General features: G+C 66.6%; 18 protein-coding genes. 3 read left to right on the top strand and 15 right to left on the bottom strand.

Annotation, left to right across the window (positions count from 1 at the left end; all coding sequences use genetic code 11):
• Positions 1-2: 2 nt before the first annotated feature.
• The 5 genes from phnK to phnG all read right to left on the bottom strand — a co-directional run bounded on the left by phnK (position 3) and on the right by phnG (position 4,121).
• Positions 3-809 carry a phosphonate C-P lyase system protein PhnK gene (phnK, locus tag BMZ97_RS10090; protein ID WP_092167968.1) on the bottom strand — a complete coding sequence of 269 codons (807 nt, stop codon included), beginning with the start codon at positions 807-809 and terminating at the stop codon, positions 3-5.
• 148 nt (positions 810-957) lie between these two features.
• On the bottom strand, positions 958-1,884 hold the full coding sequence (locus BMZ97_RS10085; protein ID WP_092167966.1) for an alpha-D-ribose 1-methylphosphonate 5-phosphate C-P-lyase PhnJ: 927 nt from the start codon (positions 1,882-1,884) through the stop codon (positions 958-960).
• Complete coding sequence (locus BMZ97_RS10080; protein WP_092167963.1) at positions 1,881-3,032, bottom strand: carbon-phosphorus lyase complex subunit; 1,152 nt, start codon at positions 3,030-3,032, stop codon at positions 1,881-1,883. The genes BMZ97_RS10085 and BMZ97_RS10080 overlap by 4 nt, the downstream gene beginning before the upstream one ends.
• A gap of 22 nt (positions 3,033-3,054) precedes the next feature.
• Positions 3,055-3,657 (bottom strand): phosphonate C-P lyase system protein PhnH, encoded by a 603-nt coding sequence (phnH, locus tag BMZ97_RS10075; protein WP_092167960.1) that lies wholly within the window; start codon positions 3,655-3,657, stop codon positions 3,055-3,057.
• Positions 3,657-4,121: a phosphonate C-P lyase system protein PhnG gene (gene phnG, locus BMZ97_RS10070; RefSeq protein WP_092168933.1), complete on the bottom strand. Its 465-nt coding sequence runs from the start codon at positions 4,119-4,121 to the stop codon at positions 3,657-3,659. Before phnG ends, phnH begins: the two co-directional genes overlap by 1 nt.
• Before the next feature lie 88 nt (positions 4,122-4,209).
• On the opposite strand from phnG, the gene phnF reads away from it, so the two are divergent.
• The gene (phnF, locus tag BMZ97_RS10065) at positions 4,210-4,965 is read left to right on the top strand and encodes a phosphonate metabolism transcriptional regulator PhnF (protein WP_092167958.1); all 756 of its coding nucleotides are present in this window, start codon (positions 4,210-4,212) and stop codon (positions 4,963-4,965) included.
• A 254-nt stretch (positions 4,966-5,219) separates the two neighbouring features.
• On the opposite strand, the gene phnE (BMZ97_RS10060) is transcribed toward phnF, so the two are convergent.
• From phnE (BMZ97_RS10060) to BMZ97_RS31205, 8 genes are all read right to left on the bottom strand, one after another.
• On the bottom strand, positions 5,220-6,074 hold the full coding sequence (gene phnE / locus BMZ97_RS10060; RefSeq protein ID WP_092167955.1) for a phosphonate ABC transporter, permease protein PhnE: 855 nt from the start codon (positions 6,072-6,074) through the stop codon (positions 5,220-5,222).
• On the bottom strand, positions 6,071-6,952 hold the full coding sequence (gene phnE / locus BMZ97_RS10055) for a phosphonate ABC transporter, permease protein PhnE (RefSeq protein WP_092167952.1): 882 nt from the start codon (positions 6,950-6,952) through the stop codon (positions 6,071-6,073). The genes phnE (BMZ97_RS10060) and phnE (BMZ97_RS10055) overlap by 4 nt, the downstream gene beginning before the upstream one ends.
• A gap of 214 nt (positions 6,953-7,166) precedes the next feature.
• On the bottom strand, positions 7,167-8,084 hold the full coding sequence (phnD, locus tag BMZ97_RS10050; protein WP_092167950.1) for a phosphonate ABC transporter substrate-binding protein: 918 nt from the start codon (positions 8,082-8,084) through the stop codon (positions 7,167-7,169).
• 67 nt (positions 8,085-8,151) lie between these two features.
• Positions 8,152-8,970, bottom strand: a complete 819-nt coding sequence (phnC, locus tag BMZ97_RS10045) for a phosphonate ABC transporter ATP-binding protein (protein WP_092167947.1) — start codon at positions 8,968-8,970, stop codon at positions 8,152-8,154.
• Between the two features lie 145 nt (positions 8,971-9,115).
• Positions 9,116-9,448: a type II toxin-antitoxin system RelE/ParE family toxin gene (locus tag BMZ97_RS10040; RefSeq protein WP_092167945.1), complete on the bottom strand. Its 333-nt coding sequence runs from the start codon at positions 9,446-9,448 to the stop codon at positions 9,116-9,118.
• The gene (locus BMZ97_RS10035; RefSeq protein ID WP_175525497.1) at positions 9,390-9,656 is read right to left on the bottom strand and encodes a type II toxin-antitoxin system ParD family antitoxin; all 267 of its coding nucleotides are present in this window, start codon (positions 9,654-9,656) and stop codon (positions 9,390-9,392) included. The genes BMZ97_RS10040 and BMZ97_RS10035 overlap by 59 nt, the downstream gene beginning before the upstream one ends.
• A gap of 75 nt (positions 9,657-9,731) precedes the next feature.
• A complete protein-coding gene (locus BMZ97_RS10030) occupies positions 9,732-10,202 on the bottom strand; it encodes a nuclear transport factor 2 family protein (RefSeq protein ID WP_092167941.1) in 471 nt (156 codons plus the stop codon).
• A gap of 75 nt (positions 10,203-10,277) precedes the next feature.
• The gene (locus BMZ97_RS31205; protein WP_175525496.1) at positions 10,278-10,958 is read right to left on the bottom strand and encodes a TetR/AcrR family transcriptional regulator; all 681 of its coding nucleotides are present in this window, start codon (positions 10,956-10,958) and stop codon (positions 10,278-10,280) included.
• 78 nt (positions 10,959-11,036) lie between these two features.
• On the opposite strand from BMZ97_RS31205, the gene BMZ97_RS10020 reads away from it, so the two are divergent.
• Together BMZ97_RS10020 and BMZ97_RS10015 are read left to right on the top strand one after the other, a co-directional pair.
• Positions 11,037-12,152, top strand: a complete 1,116-nt coding sequence (locus BMZ97_RS10020) for an efflux RND transporter periplasmic adaptor subunit (protein ID WP_092167936.1) — start codon at positions 11,037-11,039, stop codon at positions 12,150-12,152.
• Positions 12,149-15,226, top strand: a complete 3,078-nt coding sequence (locus tag BMZ97_RS10015; RefSeq protein ID WP_092167933.1) for an efflux RND transporter permease subunit — start codon at positions 12,149-12,151, stop codon at positions 15,224-15,226. Before BMZ97_RS10020 ends, BMZ97_RS10015 begins: the two co-directional genes overlap by 4 nt.
• Before the next feature lie 111 nt (positions 15,227-15,337).
• Here BMZ97_RS10015 and pbpC read toward each other — a convergent pair whose 3' ends face one another.
• Positions 15,338-17,401, bottom strand: coding sequence for a penicillin-binding protein 1C (gene pbpC / locus BMZ97_RS10010; protein WP_244546361.1), 2,064 nt, complete (start codon positions 17,399-17,401; stop codon positions 15,338-15,340).
• 286 nt (positions 17,402-17,687) lie between these two features.
• Positions 17,688-22,940 carry an alpha-2-macroglobulin gene (locus tag BMZ97_RS10005; RefSeq protein WP_092167930.1) on the bottom strand — a complete coding sequence of 1,751 codons (5,253 nt, stop codon included), beginning with the start codon at positions 22,938-22,940 and terminating at the stop codon, positions 17,688-17,690.
• Between the last annotated feature and the right edge of the window lie 3 nt (positions 22,941-22,943).

Genomic DNA, 22,943 nt, shown 5'->3' with positions numbered 1-22,943 from the left:
CGTCACACACTCAGCACCGCCGAAGTCAAAAGCTGCGTATAGGCGTGGTGCGGATCGTCCAGGACCTGGTCGGTCAAGCCCTGCTCGACGACGCGGCCGTCCTTCATCACCATCAACCGGTCGGTGAGCAGCCGTGCGACCGCCAGGTCGTGGGTGACGATGATGGCGGCGAGGCCGAGATCGCGCACCAGGACGCGAAGCAAGTCGAGCAGGCGAGCCTGCACGGAAACGTCGAGGCCGCCTGTCGGCTCGTCCATGAAGACGAGGCGCGGTTCGGAGACCAGCACGCGGGCGATCTGCAGGCGCTGCTGCATGCCGCCGGAGAACTGGCGCGGCCGGTCGTCGATGCGGTTCTCGGCGATCTCGACGCGCTGGAGCCAGTCGAGCGCGCGTTCGCGGATCTTGCCGTAATGCCGGTCGCCGCGATCCATCAGGCGCTCGCCGACATTGCCGCCGGCGGAGACGTCCATGCGCAATCCGTCGCGCGGGTTCTGGTGGACGATGCCCCAGGCGGTGCGCATCAGGCGGCGGCGTTCCTGCTCGGCCACCGAATAGATGTCGAGCGGCTGGCCCGAGCCCCGGAACAGCACCTCGCCCTCGTCGGGCCGGTCGATGCCGGCGAGGCAGCGCAGCAAGGTCGACTTGCCCGAGCCGGATTCGCCGACGATGCCGAGCACTTCGCCCGGCCAGAGGTCGAAGGAGACGTCTTGGCAGCCGATCCGCTCGCCATAGAAGCGGCTGATGCCGGCGACGGAGAGCAGCGGCTCGGGATCGAGGTTCGCCTCGGGGGGAGAAACGTGGACGGTCATGGGTTGGCTCTCGGCTTATAGCGCTCCGCCGTCATGCTCGCCCTTGTGGCGAGCATCCACGTCTTGAACACAGGCCTCGACGAAGGAAGACGCGGATGGTCGGGACAAGCCCGACCATGGCGGGAGTGGGTGGGAACAGCGTGGGGGCTCATGATTTCACCTCCTCGACCAGATGCAGCGCCGAGGCGTCGGCCAGCATCGCGCCGCGATGGCCGGCTTCCCGTCGCGTCTCGCAATGGTGGCTGTCGGAGCAGACGAACATGCGCCCGCCCTTGTCGTCGGTGACGACCTCGTCGAGATAGCTGTCGGTCGCGCCGCAAAGCCCGCAGGGCTCGTTCCAGCTCTGGATACGGAAGGGGTGGTCGTCGAAGTCGAGGCTCTTCACGCTGGTATGCGGCGGCAGGGCGTAGATGCGCTTCTCGCGACCGGCGCCGAAGAGCTGCAAAGCCGGCGACATGTGCATCTTGGGATTGTCGAATTTTGGGATCGGCGAGGGCGCCATGACATAGCGGCCATTGACCATGACCGGGTAATCATAGGTCGTGGTCACCTCGCCGAAGCGGGCGATGTTCTCGTAGAGCTTGACCTGCATCAGCCCGTATTCGGCCCAGGCGTGCATCTTGCGCGTCTCGGCCTCGCGCGGCTCGAGCCGGCGCAAGGGTTCGGGCGTAGGCACCTGATAGACCATGATCTGGCCGGCCTTGAGCGGCGCCTCCGGGATGCGGTGGCGGGTCTGGATGATCGTCGCCTCCTCCGTCGCCTCGGTGGTGCGAGCATCGGCCGTGCGTTCGAAGAAGCGCCGGATCGAGACGGCGTTGGTGGTGTCGTCGGCGCCCTGGTCGATCACCTTCAGCGTGTCGTCGGGGCCGATGATCGCAGCCGTGACCTGGATGCCGCCGGTGCCCCAGCCGCGTGCCAACGGCATTTCGCGCGAGCCGAACGGCACCTGGTAGCCCGGCACCGCGACGGCCTTGAGCAAGGCGCGCCGGATCATCCGCTTGGTCTGCTCGTCGAGATAGGCATAATTATAAGCCGGCTTTGCATCGTCGGCCGGAAGCGTCTGATGGGCGTTCATTCGGCTGCCTCCGGCAGGGTGTCCTGTTCGCGCGCCAGCCGTTGCTCGCGCTCGCGGGTGATGCGGCGGATCAGTTCGAGCTCGCCCTGGAAATCGACGTAATGCGGCAGCTTGAGATGCTCGACGAAGCCGGCCGCCTCGACATTGTCGGAGTGGTAGAGCACGAACTCGTCCTGCTGGGCGGGGTAGTTGGCGGCCTCGCCGAATTCGCGGCATTTCAGCGCCCGGTCGACCAGCGACATCGACATCGCCTTGCGTTCGGAATGGCCGAAGGAGAGCCCGTAACCGCGGGTGAATTGCGGCGCGACGTCCTTCGAGCCCTGGAACTGGTTGACCATCTGGCACTCGGTCAGGGTGATCTCGCCGAGATCGACGGAAAAGCCGAGCTCCTCCGGCACGAATTCGACGCAGACCTCGCCGACCCTGATCTCGCCGACGAAGGGGTGGTTGCCGCCATAGCCGCGCTGCACGGAGTAGCCGAGCCCGAGCAGGAAGCCTTCATCGCCGCGCGCCATCGCCTGCAGGCGGACATCGCGATCGGCCGGGAAGGAGACCGGTTCGCGGGTGAGGTCAAAGGGGCGCGGATCGCCCTCAGGCGGCGCCTCCGCCTCCATCAACCCCTCCGCGCCGAGAATGTCGGGGACGCGTGGCATGTGGGAGTCTAGGCAGTCGGCAGTGGGCAGTCGGCAGTCGGGTTGCTCGACTGTCTTCGACTGCCGACTGCCTATTGCCGACTGCCCCTCATCCATCAGCGCGAAATCGAACAGCCGGTGCGTGTAGTCATAGGTCGGTCCGAGCACCTGCCCGCCTGGCAGGTCCTTATAGGTCGCCGAGATCCGCCGCCGGATCGCCATCTGCGCGGTATCGACCGGCTCGGAGGAGCCGAAGCGCGGCAGCGTCGTGCGATAGGCCCGCATCAGGAAGGCGGCCTCGATCGCGTCGCCCTGCGCCTGTTTCAGCGCCAGCGCCGCAAGGTCGAGGTCGTAGAGGGAGCCCTCGTTCATGACGCGGGCGCAAGCAAGGCCCTGCTGCTCACGGATCTGCGCGACCTTGAGTTCCGGCACCGACTCATTGCCGCGTCGCGCTTCCGCGACCAGATCATGCGTGGCGAGGATCGCGGCCTCGCCGCCTTTGACCGCGACATACATTAGTAGACCTCCCGGTGGGGCATCAGGCCGTCTCCTCGATCTGCGTGGTGCGCGGCAGGCCGATCAGGGCGTTGCCGCAGGTGAGGATGAGATCGACGCCGAGCGGGTAGAGCTCGGCATTGGCCGCGACCTCGGCCCAGAAGCCGGGGCGCAAGCCCTGCGGGGCGATGCTGCGATTACCGGCAATGCCGGGGCCGCTCAGGGTCACGCTCTCGCCGCCGGTGAGCGCGGTGCATTGCACGAGCACCGTCGCGGACCGATCGGGGAACTGGTCGTGACCGAGATCGAAGGCGGCGAGCGGCGGGGTCGCGCTCGCGCTGTCGATGACCGCGAAGGCCGCCCCAGCGGGAGCGTCCAGGATCGCCGCGCCGCAATGGAAGCGCAGCCAGGCGCCGGCCGGGCCGTCGCGCAGCTGTTGCGGCAGGAAGATCGGCGTCTCGTAATCGGCCAATGTCAGCAAGGCGGTCGCGGTCGCGGCGCAAAGCCCGTCCGGCGGCAGGATCGCTCCGGACACCGTCTGCACCGTGCCGGGCTCGGAGAGCGCTGCGAGCACGGCGCGAAAGGCGGCCTGCGACTGGAAGACCGGATCGGTGAAGCCGGCTGCGATCAGGTTTTCGGTCTGCATCACGCGCCCCTGACCAGAGTGAAGAAATCGACCTTGGTGGTGGCAGCCTTGCACGAGGCGAGGTCGCGCGCCGCGGCCTGTGTCGCTGCGAGTTGCGCCACGCCGGCGAGAAGCGCGCCATCGGCATCCTCGCTCTGCAATCTGGCGTCGAGGATCGCGGCGAGGCGCGCCTTGCGGCCGTCGCGGCCGAGCGCATAGGAGAAACCCATCGCGCCGTTCTCCAGCCTGACGACGCAGCGCGTCACCGTCGCCTCGCCGAGGTTGAAGCGTCGCCCGGCGCCGCCAGCCCGACCCTCGACCATCACCGTGCCGGTCTCGGGCGCCTTGAGGATTTCATGGGCCGGCAGCGCGGCTCCAACCAATGTCTCGATCTCGCCGCGCGAGGCGCGGGCGAGGATCGCCAGCCAGCGTTGCCGCGCGGTCGTCTCGCACGCCGCCGTCTTGCCCGGATCTGTATCGGTCATCATCATGTGCCGTCTGGTCACCCGCTAATGTCTAGACTATGATAGGCTAGTCGCCGGGAAAGGTCTATACATTTTGGATGAAATTTTGATGACGCGCGCTGCACCGGACGTCAGCGAGGCCGCCGATGAGCACGGCACGGCGTGGCGCCGCATCGCTGGTGAGCTCGAAACCGCGATCGGCCGCGGCGATTACGCCGTCGGGGATACGCTACCGGCCTCGGTTGTGCTGGCTGAGCGCTATGGCGTGCATCGCCACACCGTGCGCCAGGCCTTCCGCCATCTGGCCGAGCAGGGGCTGGTCACGGTCTCGCGCGGGCGCGGCACCCAGGTCAGCGCGCGGCGCGTGCCCTATCCGATCGGCCGGCGGGTCAGCATGCGCACCAATTTCGGCAAGCTCGGCATCGTCGGCTCAAGCGAGACGCTGTCGACGGCGATGGAGACCGGCGACGCCGAGACCTGTGCGCAACTCGGCCTGGAGGTGGGGGCGCCGCTGTGGCGGATCGAAGGCCTCAGCCGTGCCGATGGGACGCCGATGGGAACAGGCACGCATTGGCTCTCGGTCGAGCGCTTCCCGGATTTCGACCGCGTTTTCCGTGAGGCAAGCGCCTCGATGACGGCGGCGTTCAAGGCCGTTGGTATCGACGATTATGTGCGCCTTTCGACCCGCTTGACCGCGCGGCTTGCCAGTGAGCGCGAGGCGCTCTTGCTCGAGATCGCGCCCGGCGCCGCCGTGATGGTCTCGGCCGCGACCGACGCCCTGCCGGACCTGACGCCGATCCATCTGGTCAACAGCGTCTTTGCCGGCGAGCGCATGGAGATGGTGGTCGAGCCGTTCAAGGAGTGAGGGCTGCGGCTGCTGGACCGGTTGCGCGACACCTTGCCGTCATTGCGAACGCAGCGAAGCAATCCAGGGGACGTAGAGCGAGGCCTCCCGGATTGCTTCGCTGCGCTCGCAATGACGATGGAGCAGCGGTGAGGCCACGGCCAAAGCGTCAAACGGCCGACACCTCACCCAGCCCTCTCCTTACAGGAGAGGGCTCCCGCGCTTGCTGGTTTTCGGATGGAGCTACCTTCTCTCGCGAGCGGAGGAAAAAGCCCTCACACCGCCCGTTGCCCGATGATCGCGAAGCGCAGTTTGCTGGAGAGGAAGTCGATCGCAGTCACGGCCGCCAGGATCAGCAGGATCAGGAAGGAGACCTGCTGCCATTCCAGCGTGCGGATGGTCTCGGCCAGATAAAGCCCGATGCCGCCGGCGCCGACGATGCCGATGATGGTCGAGGAGCGGGTGTTGGATTCGATATAGTAGAGCACCTGGCTCGCGATCACCGGCAGCACCTGCGGGATCAGGCCGAAACGGATCTCGTGGAGCTTGCTGCCGCCAAGCGAGGTCACGCCCTCGACCGGCTTGCGGTCGGCCGATTCGATCGCCTCGGAGTAGAGCTTGCCGAAGGCGCCGAGATCGCTGGTCATGATTGCGAGCATGCCGGCGAAGGGGCCCAGACCCACGACATTGACCCAGATCAGCGCCCAGATCAGCGCATCGACGCCGCGAACGGTATCGAGCGAGCGCCGCGCCAGGAAATGCACGGCGCGGTTGGCGACGACATTCTTGGCGGCGATGAAGCCGAGTGGAAAGGCGAAGATCGCAGCCAGGATCGTGCCGAGGAAGGCGATCGCGATGGTTTCGAACAAGGCCTTGACGAAGAGCAGCGCCCGCCCGAACGAGCCGGGATCGGGCGGCAGCATCAAGGCGACGAAGGTGCCGAGATTGCCGAGACCATGCAGGATCTTCCAGAGCGAGACCTCGAGTGTCGTCAATCCGTAGAGGAACAGGCCTAGCAGCCCGGCGACGATCGCGATCGTGACGATCCTGGTCTTGAGCGAACCGTCGATCGCGGCCTTGTGGCGGGCGATGAGCGCGGTGCGGTCGTCGGCGGGGAGGGCAAGCGTCATCGGCCATGCTCCAGGCTGAGAAGGGCGTGGCGCAGGCGCTCGGTGCCGTAGTCGATCAGCATCACGGTGGCGATGATCATGAGCAGGATCGCGCTGATGTCGGTGAAATAGAATTTCCGGATCGCCTCGATCAGGTCCTGACCGATGCCACCGGCGCCGACGAAGCCCATGATCGAGGCGCCGCGGACATTGATCTCGAAGCGCAGCAGCGAATAGCTGGCGAAATTGGAGAGGACTTGCGGCACCACGGCAAAGCGGATGATCTGCCACCAGCCGGCGCCTGTCGCGGTCATGCCGTCGACCGGCTTCATGTCGATGTTCTCGACCACTTCGGAGAAGAGCTTGCCCATGGCGCCCATGGTGTGGATCGCGATGGCGAGCATGCCGGGCAACGGTCCCAGGCCGAAGGCGATGACGAAGATCAGCGCGAAGACGATCTCGGGGACGGTGCGGGAGAATTCAAGGAAACGCCGCGTGGCGAAGCGCAGGACACGCGATTTGCCGAGATTGGCGGCGGCGACGAAGCAGAGCAGGAAGCCGCCGAGCGCACCCAGGATCGTGCCGGTATAGGCGATCAGAATGGTCTGCCAGAGCAGCTTGAGCCAGCCCTTGATGCCCCAGAACCATTCGGCCATGTCGGCACCGAGCGTCGCGAAGTGCAAGGTCGGCATAGTCTCAAGGATGTATTTCGGGAAGCGCCAGGCGTTCTCGATGAATTTGCCGGGGTCGACCTCCGAGCCGATGGCGGCGAGCCAGACGCAGACGAGGAAGATCACAGCGCCGATCAGCGTCTGCCGGCGCTTCGCCGACATGGCGCGGCGATAGCTCTCGGCATGGCCGCTGATCGCAGGGTCGTTGCGGTCGATCGCGAGGGTCATGGAAATTGCGAATCCGTTGCCGGGTTGGGCGCGGGGAACCCCTCTCCTGTAAGGAGAGGGGCAGGGGTGAGGTGTCGGCCGTTGGAGTAGTGGAGCGCCGACATGGCAGCGGGCTGCGGTGAGGTTATGGCCAAGGCGTCAAGCGGCCGACCCCTCACCCTGCCCTCTCCCTCCGGGAGAGGGTTCCCCGCGCCTTTTCCGGCAAAGCCAAAGCTTACGAGGACTTCTTCTTGCGGAGCGCGTCGACGAACTTGTTCAGCTCGATGATCGGGTCGTAGGCCTTGTTGTCGACCGCGACGAGCGGGCCCTGCTTGCCCTCATAGATCTTGTCGAAAGCGACCTTGTCCTTGGTGGCGAGGTTCAGCACCGCGTCGCGGATCGAGGCCTTGAGCGGCTCAGGCAGGTCCGAGAGATAGGCCATCGGCGAGTTCACGATCTGCGCGGACTTATAGATGATTCGGAAATCCTCAGCCTTGACCATGTTCTTGCGGGCCATGCGCAGGAGGTTGGATTCCTGCTCGTCGTTCCACCAGTTGGCGGCGACGTCGACAGTGCCCTGGCCGAGCGCGATCACGGCGTTCTCATGGCTGCCGGTATAGACGACCTTGGAGAAATAGGTCTCAGGCTCGATCTTCATGCCGTCGAGCGCAAAGCGCGGCACGTTGTTGCCCGAGGTCGAGTTCGGGTCGACCAGGCCGAGATTCTTGCCCTTCAGATCCTCGATCTTCTGATAGGGCGAATCCTTCTTCACGTAGAAGACCGAGTAGTAGCCCTTGGTGCCGTCGAGATTGGTCTCGATCGCGAAGGCGTCGATCTTGGCGCCGGTCATCAGGGCGCGGGCGAAGGAGGAGGGGCCGTACATGCCGATATGGATGTTGCCGGCGCGCTGGCCCTCGATCAGGGCGGCATAGTCGCTGGCGATGCGCAGCGTGACCTTGGTGCCGAGCTCCTTGGCGAGATAGTTGACGAAGGGGGTGTAGCGCTCGACGACGCCGGACGCGTTCTCGGCCGGGATGATGGCGAAGATGATCTCGGGATATTTCGCCTTCCAATCCTGGGCGAAGGCAGGCGCCGCGAGCGAGGCGGCGAAGGCCGCGGTCGCGAGGGTGAGCGTATGACGACGGGTCAGCATGGTGAGCTCCTGTTGCTGTCGTTTCGTTGCGTTTTCTGGGCGGGCGTTCCCGACCGGGTTGGCCCGGTCAGGCGACGTTCTGCTTGGCGCGCTGGGCCTCGGAAGCCGCGATGGCTTCGAGCGCATCGAGCGCTTCGGCGCCGGCATCCTTGGCTTCGATGCCGTAGAGCTCGGCCGCGATCTCGGTGGTCAGGGCGTGGGGCGGGCCGTCGAAGACGACCTTGCCGGCCGCCATGCCGATCAGGCGGTCACAATATTTCGAGGCGATGTCGAGATGGTGCAGATTGCAGATGACGGTGATGCCGTCTTCGCGATTGATGCGGAACAGCGCATCCATCACGACTTGGGTGTTGCGCGGATCGAGCGAGGCGATCGGCTCGTCGGCGAGGATGACCTTGGGCTCCTGGACAAGGGCACGCGCGATGGCGACGCGCTGCTGCTGTCCGCCCGACAGGGTCTCGGCGCGCTGGGCAAGCAGATGGCCCATATCAAGCCGCTCGAGCGCAGCAATGGCGCGGATCTTGTCATCCTGCGAGAAGCTCTTGATCAGGGTCAGGGCGGCGGAGCGATGGTTCAGCCGGCCAAGCAGGACATTGGTCAGCACGTCGAGACGGCCGACGAGATTGAACTGCTGGAAGATCATCGCCGTGTCGCGGCGCCAGGCGCGAAGGCTCGCGCCCTTGAGCGCAGTTATATTCCGCTCCTCGCAGACGATACTGCCGCTGGTCGCGTCGGCGAGGCGGTTGAGCATGCGCAGCAGCGTCGACTTGCCGGCGCCGGAGCGCCCGATAACGCCGACCATCTCGCCCTTTGGGATGGACAGCGTGACGTTGTCGACGGCGTTCTTGTCGCCGAAGCGTTTGGTCAGGCCTTCGATCCGAAGCATGCCGAATTCCGTTCGTCGGCCAAGCGCGACATCGCCCGGAGCGGCCGAGGGCCGTCCGGGGTCGCGCTTTCGAACGGGATGATCAGCTAGCCAGCGCAGATGACAGGGCGGTGACAGGAGCAGGGGCTATGCACAGAGCTCCGTTTCAGAGCCAGGTGCCGGGTTCCCGCATGCCGTGGATGACGGCGAGCACCAGCACACCGTTTGCTTGAGGCTCGTAGATCGCGACATAGCGTCCTTCGATCAGGATGCGTGAGGTCTGACTGAGTTCCGGCCGCGGCGCGCCGATACCGGGTTGCTCGGCGGCCAGCGCAATCTTCGCAACGATGCGGCGGATAACACCGTCGGCTGCGGTCACGTTGTCCGCCGCGATCGCGAACCAGATGTCTTCCAGGTCTTGCTCTGCGCGAGGGGAGTACTCAGCCTCGGCTACGTCCGGCCGCCTTGGCCTTGAAGCCCGTGAGCAAGGCTTCGACATCGAGCTTACGGCCTGGCCCGCTGGCCAGGCCTTCCTCATAGGCCTGCTTCAATCTGGCGATGTCGAGCGAGCGCAGCTCTTCCTGCCGCTCCCAGAGCCGCAAGGCTTCCCGAATGACCTCGCTGTTGGACGCGTAGTCCCCGGATTCGACCGCGCCCTGAACGCGCTCGACCTGCTGTCGTGACAGCGAAATGGTCAAAGTTCGCATGGCCTGATGTTTCATTCAGCAACGATAGTACTAAGCGAAACTAACAACAACGCTTAGGAGAAAGGCGAAGAGGTCTTACAATCCCAACCCTGTCAGCCCTGGATGATCCGTCGGCCTGATCCGCCCCTCCCAGAGGAACTTGCGGTCGCTCTCCTCGATCGGCACGTCGTTGATGCTGGCCTCGCGCCGGCGCATCAGGCCGTTCGCATCGAACTCCCATTGCTCATTGCCATGCGAACGGAACCAGTTTCCGGCATCGTCATGGTGCTCATAGGCGAAGCGCACGGCGATGCGGTCGTTGTGGAAAGCCCAGACCTCCTTGATCAGGCGGTACTCGATCTCCTTGGCCCATTTGCGCTCGAGGAAGGCGACGATCGCCTCGCGGCCCGAGAAGAACTCGGCCCGGTTTCGCCAGCGGCTGTCCTGAGTATAGGCAAGGGAGACGCGCTGCGGGTCGAGCGAGTTCCAGGCGTCCTCGGCCATGCGGGCCTTCTGGGCGGCGGTCTCGGCCGTGAAAGGTGGCAAGGGCGGGCGTTGCTGCGACATCTCGGCTCCTCCGGTGAAGGCCGATCAGAGGTGGAAACCGCAGCCCGCGCAACCGCCTTGAAAAGCGGGTTTCGCTCAGGCCGGTGCGACGCCGCGCAGGAGCATCTCGACGCAGGAGCGGACATAGGCCTTGCGCTCGCTGGCGGGGATGGCGGGCATGCCGAGCAGTCCGCGAAGCTGGTGGAAGCCGCGCAACATGCCGATGAACTGCTCGGCCATGCGCCTGGCCTGCGCATTGGAGATGGGCAGCGCCAGCCCGTCACGCAGTTGTGATCGCTGCGTCAGCAGGGCCGCAAGGTCGCCGATCATGCGCTCGACGCCGGCCTCATAGGCGGTTCGTCCGAGGTCTGGAAAGCGGGCGGCTGCGCTCAGCACCAGCCGGTGCAGATCCAGCGCCGCGGGGTGCAGCATCGTCGCCAGCGCATCCTCGCCGAGGCGGGTCAGGATGCTCGCCAGATCGGCGCCGGCCTTGCGCGGTTTGCGCAGCGGAATCGTCAGCTTTTCAGTGAGTTCGGCGCAGATCGCGCGGAACAGCGCCCGCTTGTCGGTGAAGTGGCTGTAGATGGTCTGCTTGGAGACGCCGGCACGATGGGCGATCTGGTCGAGGCTGGCGCGCTCGAAGCCTTCGGCCAGGAACATCTCGGTTGCGGCCTTGGTGATGGCGCTGTGCTTGTCGGGGCGCGACAGCTCGGCAGGCATGCGCACGTAGTCCTGCGCATCCGTCGGCGTGGCCCGGAGAGAGTTGGCCTCAGACATGCTTCCGCCCATAAAGGCCCTTATCAGACTGGACCGTCCAGTCTAGGTTAGTACCGCGATCCCGGAGCGTCCAGTGCCATGAAGCGGTTTGTCCTACTCATCCTGATCGCCGGTCTGGCGGGTGGCGGCTATTATGGCTACCAGCGCTATCAGGCCAGCCTGCAGCCGGCGCAGGCCCGTGCGGCTGCTCCGCCGCCGGCCGGCGTGCCGGTCGAGATCGGCAAGATCGAGGTCGCGACCGTCAATGAGGAGGTCGAGGCCCTGGGCACGCTCGCCGCCGACGAATCGGTGGTGATCGCCCCCGAGATCGCCGGCCGCGTCATTGCGCTCGGCTTCAAGGAAGGCGAGCGCGTCCAGAAGGGCCAGGAGCTGGTCAAGCTCGATACGGCCATCCTCGACGCCGAACTCAAGCAGTTGCAGGCGGATCTGAGCCTGGCGCGCGATACCTTCCAGCGCAATCAGTCACTGGTCCAGCGCGGTGCCGGCACGCAGGTCGCGCTCGAACAGGCGACCGCCCAGCTCGCTTCCAACGAGGCCCGCGTCCAGCTCTCCCAGGCCAAGCTGGCGCAGTCGACCCTGACCGCACCGTTCCATGGCGTCGTCGGCCTGCGCTCGGTCAGCGTCGGCGACTATGTCTCGGTCGGCAAGCAATTGATCACCCTGACCAATATCGACCCGATCAAGGTCGATTTCCGCGTGCCCGAGATCTTCCTCGCCCGGGTCAAGGTCGGACAGACCATTCAGGTGAAGCTCGACGCCGTGCCGGGCCGGGATTTTGCCGGCAAGATTTTCGCGATCGATCCGGTTGTCGACGTCAATGGCCGCGCCATCCGGCTGCGCGCCACGATCCCCAATGCCGACCTTTCGCTGAAGCCGGGCCTCTTTGCCCGCATCGTCATCGTCATCGACCAGCGCGAGAACGCCCTGATCATCCCCGAGACCGCGGTGGTGCCCGATGGCGTCGGCAAGATCGTCTACATCGTCGAGAACGGCAAGGCCAAGCGCGTCCCGGTCGAGCTCGGCAAGAGGCTGCCGGGTAAGGTCGAGATCGTGAAGGGGCTGACCCCGCAGATGCAGCTCGTCAGCGCCGGGCAGATGCGCCTGCGTGACGGCGCGACGGTGGCGATCAAGAACGCCCAGCCGGCCTTGCAGACCAGCGCCGCCGAACCCGCCCCGGCGAGCGCGCTGCGATGAGCCTGTTCGAGCTCTTCGTCCGCCGGCCCGTCCTCTCGACGGTCCTGAGCCTGCTCGTCATCCTGATCGGCGTCGTCTCCTATACGCGCCTGACCGTTCGCGAATATCCCAATATCGACGAGCCGATCGTCTCTGTGCGTACGACCTATACCGGCGCCTCGGCCGAGATCATCGAGACGCAGGTCACGCAGATCCTGGAGAACTCGATTGCCGGCATCGAGGGCATCGAGATCATCTCTTCGACCAGCCGGCAGGAGAGCAGCAACATCTCGGTGCGCTTCCGCCCGGATGTCGATCCCGATGTCGCCGCCTCCGACGTGCGCGACCGCGTCAGCCGCGTGCGCGGCCGCATGCCCACCGAGATCGACGAGCCGATCATCGCCAAGGTCGAGGCCGACGCCCAGCCGATCATGTATCTCTCCCTGATCAGCTCGCGCCACAACCCGCTCGAACTGACCGATTTCGCCGACCGCTTCATCACCGACCGCGTCCAGAACATCACCGGCGTCGCCGAGGTCCGCATCCAGGGCGAGCGCCGCTACGCCATGCGGATCTGGCTCGATCGCGCCCGGATGGCGGCCTACACCATCACCGTGCAGGAGATCGAGGCGGCGCTGCGGGCGCAGAATGTCGAGATCCCGTCGGGCCGCATCGAGAGCAACCATCGCGAATTCACGGTGCTCTCGCAGACCAGCCTGACGACCCCCGAGCAGTTCGAGCAGATCGTCGTCAAGGACGCCAACGGCTTCCCGGTCAAGCTGCGCGACGTCGCCAAGGTCGAGCTCGGCGCGCTGGCCGAGCGTAACGCCGCCTGGTTCTCCGGCAAGCCCTCGGTCACGATCGGCATCGTCAAGCAGGCGACGGCGAACCCGCTCGATGTCTCGGCCGGCATCCGCGCCGCGTTGCCCGAGATCATCGACGATCTGCCTGATGGCATGGGGATCGAGACCTCCTACGACACCTCGATCTTTATCGATCGCTCGATCGAGGCCGTCTATCGGACGGTCGGCGAGGCGGTTCTGCTCGTCGTGCTGATTATCTTTCTGTTCCTGCGCTCGGCACGCGCGACGCTGATCCCGCTGGTCACGATTCCAGTTTCGCTGATCGGCTCCTTTGCGCTGATGTATGCCTTCGGCTTCACCGTGAACACGCTGACGCTGCTGTCGATGGTGCTTGCCATCGGCCTCGTCGTCGACGACGCCATCGTTGTGCTGGAGAACGTCCACCGTCATATCGAGGACGGCATGGAAGCCAACAAGGCGGCGGTGCGTGGCATCAACGAGATCGCCTTCGCCGTCATCGCGATGACGCTGACGCTGGTCGCGGTCTATGCGCCGATGGCGTTCTCGACCGGGCGCACTGGCAAGCTCTTCGTCGAGTTTGCCCTGACGCTTGCCGGCGCGGTGCTGGTCTCGGGTTTCGTCGCGCTGACGCTGACGCCGATGATGTGCGCCAAGCTGCTCAAGCATGAAAGCTCGCATGGGCGGCTCTACAACCTGCTCGAAGCCGCCTTCGAGGCGATGTCGCGCGGCTATCGCCGCTCGCTGCGGGCGGCTCTCGCGATCCGCCCGGTCATAGTCCTGCTGGCGCTGTGCGTGGCCGGCGGCAGCTACTACTTCTTCACGCATCTGCGTTCGGAGCTCGCGCCGGTCGAGGATCGTGGCACGATCACCGCGATCGGCGTGGCGCCCGAAGGCGCGACGCTGACCTTCACCGCCGACTATGCGCGCCGCGTCGAGGAGTTCTTCTCCAAGCTGCCGGAGGTGCAGAACTACCTCGTCATCGTCGGCTTTCCCGATGTGACGCGCGCCATCGCCTTTGCCCGGCTGAAGCCCTGGGAGGAGCGCACGCGCAAGCAGCAGGACATCGTCACCGAGATCAACAAGGGGCTCTCGCAGATCCCCGGTATCCGGCTCTTCGCGACGAACCCGCCCTCGCTCGGCCAGGGCGGCGCCAACAGCAAGCCAGTCGAGTTCGTGCTGCGCTCGTCGGAGCCTTACGAGCAGATCAAGGGCTATGTCGACCAGGTTCTGGCGGAGGTTGCGGGCTCGCCAGTGCTGACCAACATCGAATCCAATCTGATCCTCGACAAGCCCCAGCTCAGGGTCTCGGTCGACCGTCAGCGCGCCGCCGATCTCGGGGTCGGCGTCGATGTGATCGGGCGCACCATGGAGACGCTGCTGGGTGGCCGGCAGGTGACGCGCTTCAATATGAATGGCGAGCAATACGACGTCGTCGTCCAGGTCGCGGGCCAGGACCGCAACACGCCCCAGGCGATGCAGTCGATCTATCTGATGGGCCGCAACGGCGTGACGGTGCAGTTGTCGAGCCTGGTCTCGATCGAGGAGAATGTCGCCCCCAAAGAGCTGATCCGCTTCAACCAGCTTCGCTCCGCCACCATCACGGCGGTGCCAGGGCCGGGCTATTCGCTGGGCGATGCGCTCAGCGTGCTGGAGCAGGCCTCGGCCAAGGTGCTGCCCAAGACGGTGCAGATCGACTATTCCGGCCAGAGCCGCGAGTTCAAGCAGGCGGGTTCGTCGATCGCGATCGTCTTCCTGCTGGCGCTGGGCTTCATCTATCTGGTGCTGGCGGCGCAGTTCGAGAGCTTCATTGATCCGGTCGTGATCATGGTCTCGGTGCCGCTCTCGCTGACGGGGGCGCTTGCGGCCTTGTACTTCACCGGCGGCACGATGAACGTCTACAGCCAGATCGGCCTGATCACGCTGGTTGGCCTCATCACCAAGCACGGCATCCTGATCCTCGAATTCACCAACCAGTTGCGTGAAGAGGGCAAGGAGATGGTCGATGCTCTGGTCGAGGCGGCGGAGCTGCGCCTGCGGCCGATTCTGATGACGACGGGCGCGATGGTGCTCGGCGCGCTGCCGCTCGCCCTGGCGCATGGCGCGGGCGCGGAAAGCCGCTCGCAGATCGGCTGGGTCATCGTCGGCGGCATGAGTTTCGGCACGCTCTTGACGCTCTATGTGGTGCCGGTCGCCTATACCTATCTGGCGCGGGCGAAGCGCTCGGTGCACGGGCACGCCGTGCACGAGCCGCATCCGGCGCCGGCAGAGTAGCCGGCGCTTCCCCGTCATTGCGAGCGCAGCGAAGCAATCCAAGGGGCGTCGAGCGCGACCTTCTGGATTGCTTCGCTGCGCTCGCAATGACGAAAAGCGGTAGTACTGCGCTTACTGCAACCGCACCGAAACACTCTCGCTCGCGCCGGTCCCGTCGATCACCGAGATCCGGACGAAGCCTTTTCCGGGCGGTTGCCAGGCGGCTTCACGGCGGCGGGTCGGCTCCAGCACGGGAGTGCCGTCGACGAGCCAGGTATAGGGCGGTGCGCCGCCCGCGACCTTGAGGTTGAGCTGGCTGCGGCCGTCGAGCGCGGAGGCTGCGAGATCGATCCGTGCGCCTTCCGGCGGGAAGGCGAGCTTCAGTGACGCGGTGGTCATCGCGGCGATCGTCTTGGGCACGTCCTGGCGCAGATGGCGCAGGGGCGGCGGCAGATGCGCCGCGGTCGCGATGATGGCATTGGGCGGCTGCGGGAAGGGGCGAGGGTCGATGCCGGCCCGAGCGAAGGCGTCGAACAGGATCGGCGCCGCGACCACGCGCCCGACCAGCCCCGGCACCGCGCCATTGTCGGCCCGTCCGACCCAGACGCCGATGGTGTGCTTGCGGTCGAAGCCGACCGCCCAGGCGTCGCGATAGCCATAGGACGTGCCGGTCTTGTAGGCGATGCGCCCGGGCAGGGCGTTCTGCGGCGCGGGGGCGCCGAGCAGCGTGTCGGTGACATACCAGGCGGCGACGGGGTCGACGAGACGGGGCGAGGGTTCGCTCGCCTGGCTTTCGGTCTTAAGCCGCAGCGGCGTCATCTCGCCGCCGCGCGCGAGCCCGACATAAAGCCGGGTCAGATCCTGCAGCGTGATCCCCAGGCCACCCAGACCGACGGCCAAGCCCGGCGCGCCGCCCTCCTTCGGCATGGCTATGGCCGCGCCGGCGTCACGCAATCGCGACAGGAAGCGCTGCGGCCCGAGCGCGGATAAAAGCTCGACGGCGGGGACGTTGAGCGAGAGCTGCAATGCCTTGCGAGCCGAGACCATGCCCTGGAAGCTCAGATCGAAATTCTCCGGCACATAGATGCCGTAGCGCGCCGGCCGGTCCTCCAGCATCGTCTCGGGATGGGCGATGCCGTTGTCAAAGGCGAGCGCATAGATGAAGGGCTTCAGCGCCGAGCCGGGCGAGCGCAACGCCCGCGTCAGGTCGAGCGAGCCGGCGCGCTCGGCGGCGAAATAATCGACGCCGCCGACCGAGGCGCGGATCTCGCCGGTCTCATTGTCGGCAACGAGGATGGCGATCGAGATCTGGGGCGCGAGCCCCGCGCTGCGCTCCCGGGCGAGGTTTTCAAGATTGGCCTGGAGGCGGCCGTCGATGGTGAGCCTGTGGGCGTGGGCGTCGGGCGTTTCCGCCACGACCTGCTCGGCGACATGGGGCGCGAGGTTGGGGAACGGTTTGCGCGTCGTCGGGATCGCCTCAGCCCGGGCAGCTGCGACCTCCGACGCCGTCGCCAGCCCCGCCGCCTCGACACGCGCCAAGACCCGTTCGCGGGCCTTGCGGGCAGCCTCGTTGAGACGGTCGGGCCGGCGTGTCTCGGGCGATTGCGGCAGAGCGACGAGCAGCGCGGCTTCCGCCGTCGAGAGGCGCTTCGGCTCCTTGCCGAAATAGGCGAAGCTGGCAGCACGCACGCCTTCGAGATTGCCGCCGAAGGGGGCGAGCGTCAGGTAAAGGTCGAGAATGCTGCGCTTATCGAAGCGACGCTCGAGCTCGATCGCGCGGATGAGCTGGCGCAATTTGGCAGAGAGCGAGCGCTCCTCGCGCGGCTCGAGCAGGCGCGCGACCTGCATGGTCAAGGTCGAGCCGCCCGAGATCACACGCCCGCTCAGCAGCATCTGGCCGGCGGCACGGGCAAGCCCGAGCGGGTCGATGCCCCAATGATTGTCGAAGCGCTTGTCCTCATAGGCCTTGAGCATGGCGAGATAGCGCGGATCGACATCCTCAGCGGTGACGGGGAGCTTCCAGCGCCCGTCATCGGTGAGGAAGGGCCGCAGCAGTTTGCCTTCGCGGTCGAGCACGACGGTCGAACGATCCGAGGCGGCGGCGAGGTCGAGCGGGGGCAGGGAGGCGGCGTAGGCGAGGAGGGCGGCGGTGGCGCCTGTTACGACAAGGCCAAGAGCGGCTGCGGCGAACTTCAGTTTGCCGAAGCGGCGGGTGTCTATCCCTTCTCCCCTTGCGGGAGAAGGTGGCTCGGCGAAGCCGAGCCGGATGAGGGGGCTCGCGACCTTTCCGATAAGCGTGTGAAGCGAGAGACGCCAATGATGAAGGGCACGGCGCCCCCTCACCCCAACCCTCTCCCGCACCAAAGTCGGGTGTTCCCGACTTTGGCACTCATCTCTGCCCATCTCGGGCAAGCCCGAGATGGGTGGGAGAGGGGGGTCTGTCGCGCTCGTCTCGTCGTCCTGTGCCTTCACGGCGAAGCCTCTATCGCGCCGACGAAATATCCACCGTTCCGAACGCGGTCCGCCCGAAACGATCCGGCCTGTACATGTCCTCGATCACACCCGCCGGCGCGACATAGCGGCCGGGCGAGACGGCCCGGACGATATAGGCGATGGTGAAGGCGAGCTTCTGGCTCGAGCTGCCATCGCGATCGAAGGCTGCGACATAGCGGTCGTCGCGGGCTTCCGTGTGGACCGGCGTCACCTCCTGCTTCAGCCAGTCGAGCCCGGCGACGGAGGCGCCCTCGGTCAGGTTGGCGTTCTCGATCTCGAGCCCGGCCGGCACGGGATCGACCAGCAGCACCCGGCCATAGCGCGAGGCGGGTTCGGTGACGTTCAGCGCCACGACATAGCGCTCGTTCTGGCGCAATCGCGCCGGATCGGCCTTCTCGCCCTTCATCGTGTAGATCACCCGCTCCAGGCCGAAGCCCTGGTTCAGCGCCGGCTCCGCGCCGGTTGGAATACCCGAGACGGTGATCACGGCCTGTGCCGAGGCGGCGCCTGGATTGGCGACGGTCAACGGCTTGGCCTCCAGCGCTTCGGCGGAGATGGTGCGGTAGAGCGGCCCCTTGCGCTCGGCGCCATCGACCGTGAGCGTCATGCCCTCGGCGTCCTTGGCCAGCGCCTGGGCGGCGACGACCATCCACATCTGCTCCTGCGTCGAGTTGTAGCGCGCGCTACCGCGCGCCGTGTCGACGATCGCGGCCGCGCGGGTGATGTCGGCGCGCTCGCCATTGGCTTCGGCGATCAGGGCGAGCACGCCCGCCCCGTCACGCAGGCGCGTGCCGTAATCGGGCCGCGAGAGGCCGTCATCGCGCGCGTCCTGCAGCAGGGCGAGCGCACTGGTGAAGGCGGCGCGGCCACGGCCGCGATCGCCCAGCGCCGAGAGCGCGGCGCCGATCTGCCCGCGCGCCAATGGCGTCGCGAAATCGGCGAGCTTGTTGTCGGCGAGATAGCGCAGATCGCCCATCACCGGCCGGCCGTTGCGGGCAAGCACATAAAGCGCATAGGCGATGCCGGCGGCCTCCTCCTTGTTGATCTCGCTGGTGTTGACGACCTGGTTGCGCAGGCGGTCGAGAGCGAGGTTGAAGGCGATCTGCGGCACCTGGAACTGGCGCTCGCGCGCCCGTGTCAGGAAATCCGCGACGAAGGCGTCGAGCCAGAGATCCTCGCCGCCGACGCCCCAGAGCCCGAAGGAGCCGTTGGCGCCCTGGCGGGCGAGCACGCGCTCGATCGCGCCATTGACCCGCTCATCGGCATTGGCGTCGAGCGCCAGGTTCTCCAGCGTGGCGAGCTTGTTGACCGAGAGCAGCGGCAAGGCGCGGCTCACGGTCTGCTCGGTGCAGCCATAGGGGTAGCGGTCGAGCGCCTTCAGCAGCGCCGGCACATCGAGCGAGGCGAGCGGCGAGACCGAGACGGAGACCTGCCCGGAATTCGGCACGAGATCGGCCATCAGGTCGGATGAGACCGTGATTGAACCGCCATTGCCGGGGATCGGCCGGACGATGCGCCGCGCGATCGTATTGGCCGAGGGCTGCACGCGCACGGCGAGGTTCTGCACCGTCCCGATGCCTCCGGGCCCGGTGATGCGGACATCGAATTCGGCGCGGCCAAGACCCGCCGCCGTGACCGGGATGGTGAGCTCGCTCTTGGCGCCGACCGCGAGCTGGAGCGTCCTGCGCGTCGCGTCGGCGGCAACCAGCACGGGGCCCCTCACATCGAGATCGACGACATAGGGGCCGGCGGGTCCCTCGACATTGTTGATCGCGAGATGGAAGCGCGACTGGTCGCCGATGGCGAGGAAGCGCGGCAGCGTCGCCTGCGCGACGACCTGGTCGCGGATGATCACGTCGGCGCTGGCCTGCCCGGTGCGTCCGGCCGACCAGGCGACCGCCATGACGCGAACCGAGCCGTTGAAGGCCGGCAGGTCGAAATCGACCTTGGCCATGCCGTCCGCACCGACCTTGACCACGCCGGAGTAGCGAGCGAGCGGCTCCTGCGTCGGCTTTTCGCCGCCAAGCGCTGGTGCGCCGTCGCCGCCGGTGCGGATCGCGCCGCGCACGCCCTGCATGCCGTCGATCAGATAGCCATAGAGATCGCGCAGTTCATGGCCGATCTGGCGCTGACCGAAGAAGAACTTGCTCGGATCGGGCGATTCGAAGCGGGTGAGGTTGAGGATGCCGATATCAACGGCCGCGACCGTGACGAAGGCATCCTCGCCCGCTCTCGCGCCGGTGACCTTGACCGGCAGCGACAGCGTCGTCAGCGGGCGCACCAGATTGGGCGCGCCGAGATCGATGGCGAGCGTGCGGTTCTCCTTGCCGATGGCGAACCAGGACAGGCCGATGGCGCGGCCGGGCAGACGCTGGGCGGCGGTGTCCATCGGGCGGTGAGCGAGCACGACGAGATAGGCGCTCGCGCCCCATTCGGCCTTGACGGGGATGGAAGCCGTCGAGCCATTGGCGGCGACATCGATGGTGCGGATCTCGTTGACGCGGTCGCTGATCACGGCGAGCGTCGCCTTGCCGGCGAAGCGCGGCGCCAGGCGCACCTGCATGGTCTCGCCATTGGCATAGGCGTTCTTGTCGAGCGCGACGTCGAGGACATCGGGCGTATCGGCGGTCTTGTCGGCCTCATAGCCGACGGTGAAGGAAAGCGAGCTTTCGGTGGAGTCGGGGCCGTCCGCGGCGACGTCGAGGCGATAATTGCCCCATTGCACCGGGGCCGAGATCGAGGCGGCGGCATCGGCGCTGACCGCGACCTCGCCATCGGCAACGCGGCGGGTCTGCTTCACGCCCTCAAAATTCCAGCGCCCGTCCTGGAAGAACCATTGATAGTTGCGGGTGACCTTGGACAAGGTCCATTTCACGCCGGGCCTGGCCAGGCGACGGCCGTCGCCATTGGCCATGATGACCTCGAAGCCGGCGGTCTGACCGTTGCCGAGTTCGCCATCCTTGAACAGCGCCTTGATGCCGATCGCGGCGCCCTTGGGCACGATCGGCAGCGTCACCGAGCGGGCGATGGCGCGCCCGCCGGGCTCGCCGACGCGGATGGTGAATTCGGCCTCGAGCGGGCGGTTGGTCTCGGGCTGGGCGACGGGGTTCGAGACGGTGACCTTGCCCGAGGCGTCGGTCGTGGTGCTTTCCTCGAAATCGGTCTGGACCGGCTGGAATTCCTCGTCGGTGAGGCCGACCTGATAGCCGGTAAAGCCGGGGATCGCGCTTTGGGCGGCGGCGCGGATGGTCATCGAGCCGTTGACGTCGAGCTCGGAGCCCGGCGCGCCATAGAGATAGCGCGCATTGACGTCGATCTCGGCCGGCTCACCCGCCTGCAGCACCGGGGCCTTGGGTGTGAGCGTCAGTTCCAGGCGCTCGGGGACATAGTCCTCGACCAGGAAGGAGGCCTCGCCGATCGCGGGGCCTTTTGGGTCGGCATAGGCCTGGACGCGCCAGGTGCCGGTCTGTGCGCCCGACAGCAGCGGGATCGAATGGGCCCGGCCGCCGGCGCCCTGGTCCTCGACCTGGCGGCGGCGATATTCGACGCCGTCCGGTCGCTTGACCACGATGGTCAATGGCAAGCCGGTGACGGCTGCGCCCTTGGCGTCGCGCAGGAGGCTGGTCAGATAGACCGTCTCGCCGGAGCGGTAGACGCCGCGCTCGGTGTAGAGGTAGGCGTCGAGGCCTGAAGGCGCGACGCGGCCCTTGACGCCGCGATCGGAGAGATCGAACGCCGTCTGCTTCAGATCGAGGAAGCCGTAATCCTCGCCCAGCAGCGCCGTGACGAGGCCCGGCGCATTGCCGCCCTGGCCCTTGCCCAGCCCGGCATCGAAGCGGGCATAGCCATTGGCATCGGAACGCACCGTGCCCAGCACCTCGTTATTGCGGGCGAGCAGCCTGAGTTCGGCATTGGCGACGGGCGAGGCGTCGGCGAGCGAGCGCACCAGCACATGGACGCCGTCGGGCCCGGAGAAGGAGGTCAGGCCGAGATCGGAGACGACGAACCATTGCGTCGCGCGCGTCGTGCCGTCGTCATAGTCGCTGTCGGAATCGGTCTGCGGCGCTGTCGCGTTGCCGCCGGCGGGCTTGGCGAACATCACATAGACGCCGGGCTGCAGGCGGCCCACCGCCTCGATCACCGGGAAGGCCGTGATCACGTCCTTGTTCAGTTCGGACTTCACCTCCATCGAACCGGTCCAGACGCTCTGGCCCTTGTCGCTGGCGATCTGCTTTGAGGCGTAGGAGCCGAGCTGGCCGAGGAAATCGTCGGAATGGACCGAATTGATCAGGTTGCGATCGCCGATCCGCATGACCTCGAGGTCGAGCCGGTTGGCATTGACGGAGACGACGGGGATGCCCTGCTGGCCAGTGCGCGGCAGGACATAGTTCTTGCCGGTGAAGCGCACCGAGGGCGCGCGGTCGCGGACATAGACCTCGTAATCGGCCGATTTCTGCAGCTTCTCGTCGGGGATCGCCGAGGGCACGCCCTGGCGGATGACGAAAGCATAGCGTTCGCCATGACGCAGTCCGTCGACGCAGATCTGGCGCTCCTCGGCCGAAACAGCGAAATCACCCTTTCCGCCGGAAACCGCGACATAAGGCGCGAAATCGACGCGGCCGCGTGCCAGCGGCTCGGAGAACTCGAAACAGGCACGAGGCGAGGCGGCGTCGGCATCGACCTTGTTGGAGAGGATGCGGAAGCCGCGCTTGTCGCGCAGGGATTCATAGGCGGTGCGCAAGCCGGCATTGTCGGCGAGGTCGAGGCTCAGCCGATAGGTCGTCAGTGCCGGCCGCCAGAGCTCGTTCTTCTCGAAGGTGCGGGCGAGCACGCCGAGCGATGCGGCTTCCTCGGGGCGCGAACTGGCGCGCTGATAGGCGAGATAGGCGGCCGAGATCGCGCGTTCGCGCAACTCCCAGCGCTCGCGATAGTCGCGCGGCTCGATCGCGTTGGCCGCATTCGCCATCAAGCGCCATGCGGCGGCGTTGTTGGGCTCGGCGACGACGGCGGCATTGGCCTGGGGCAAGGCGGCGCGGGCATCGCCGCGGGCGAGTGCGGAGGCGCCGATTCGCAGGGCCTCAGTCGCCTGCCTGCCGCTGACCGAGACCTCTCGCTTCAGGCGCTCCTCCAGCCGCTGTCCGTCGGCGGCGAGGTCGTTGCGAACATAGGCCTTCTGGGCCAAAGCGGGCTGCGCGGCGAGCGCCAGACCGAAAAGCAACGCGAGACGGGCGAGCAGGGTCATGGT

The sequence above is a fragment of the Allobosea sp. OK403 genome, from assembly GCF_900113835.1.
In the GTDB taxonomy this organism is placed as follows: Bacteria; Pseudomonadota; Alphaproteobacteria; order Rhizobiales; family Beijerinckiaceae; genus Allobosea.
This window is presented reverse-complemented; position numbering and strand designations above follow the sequence as displayed.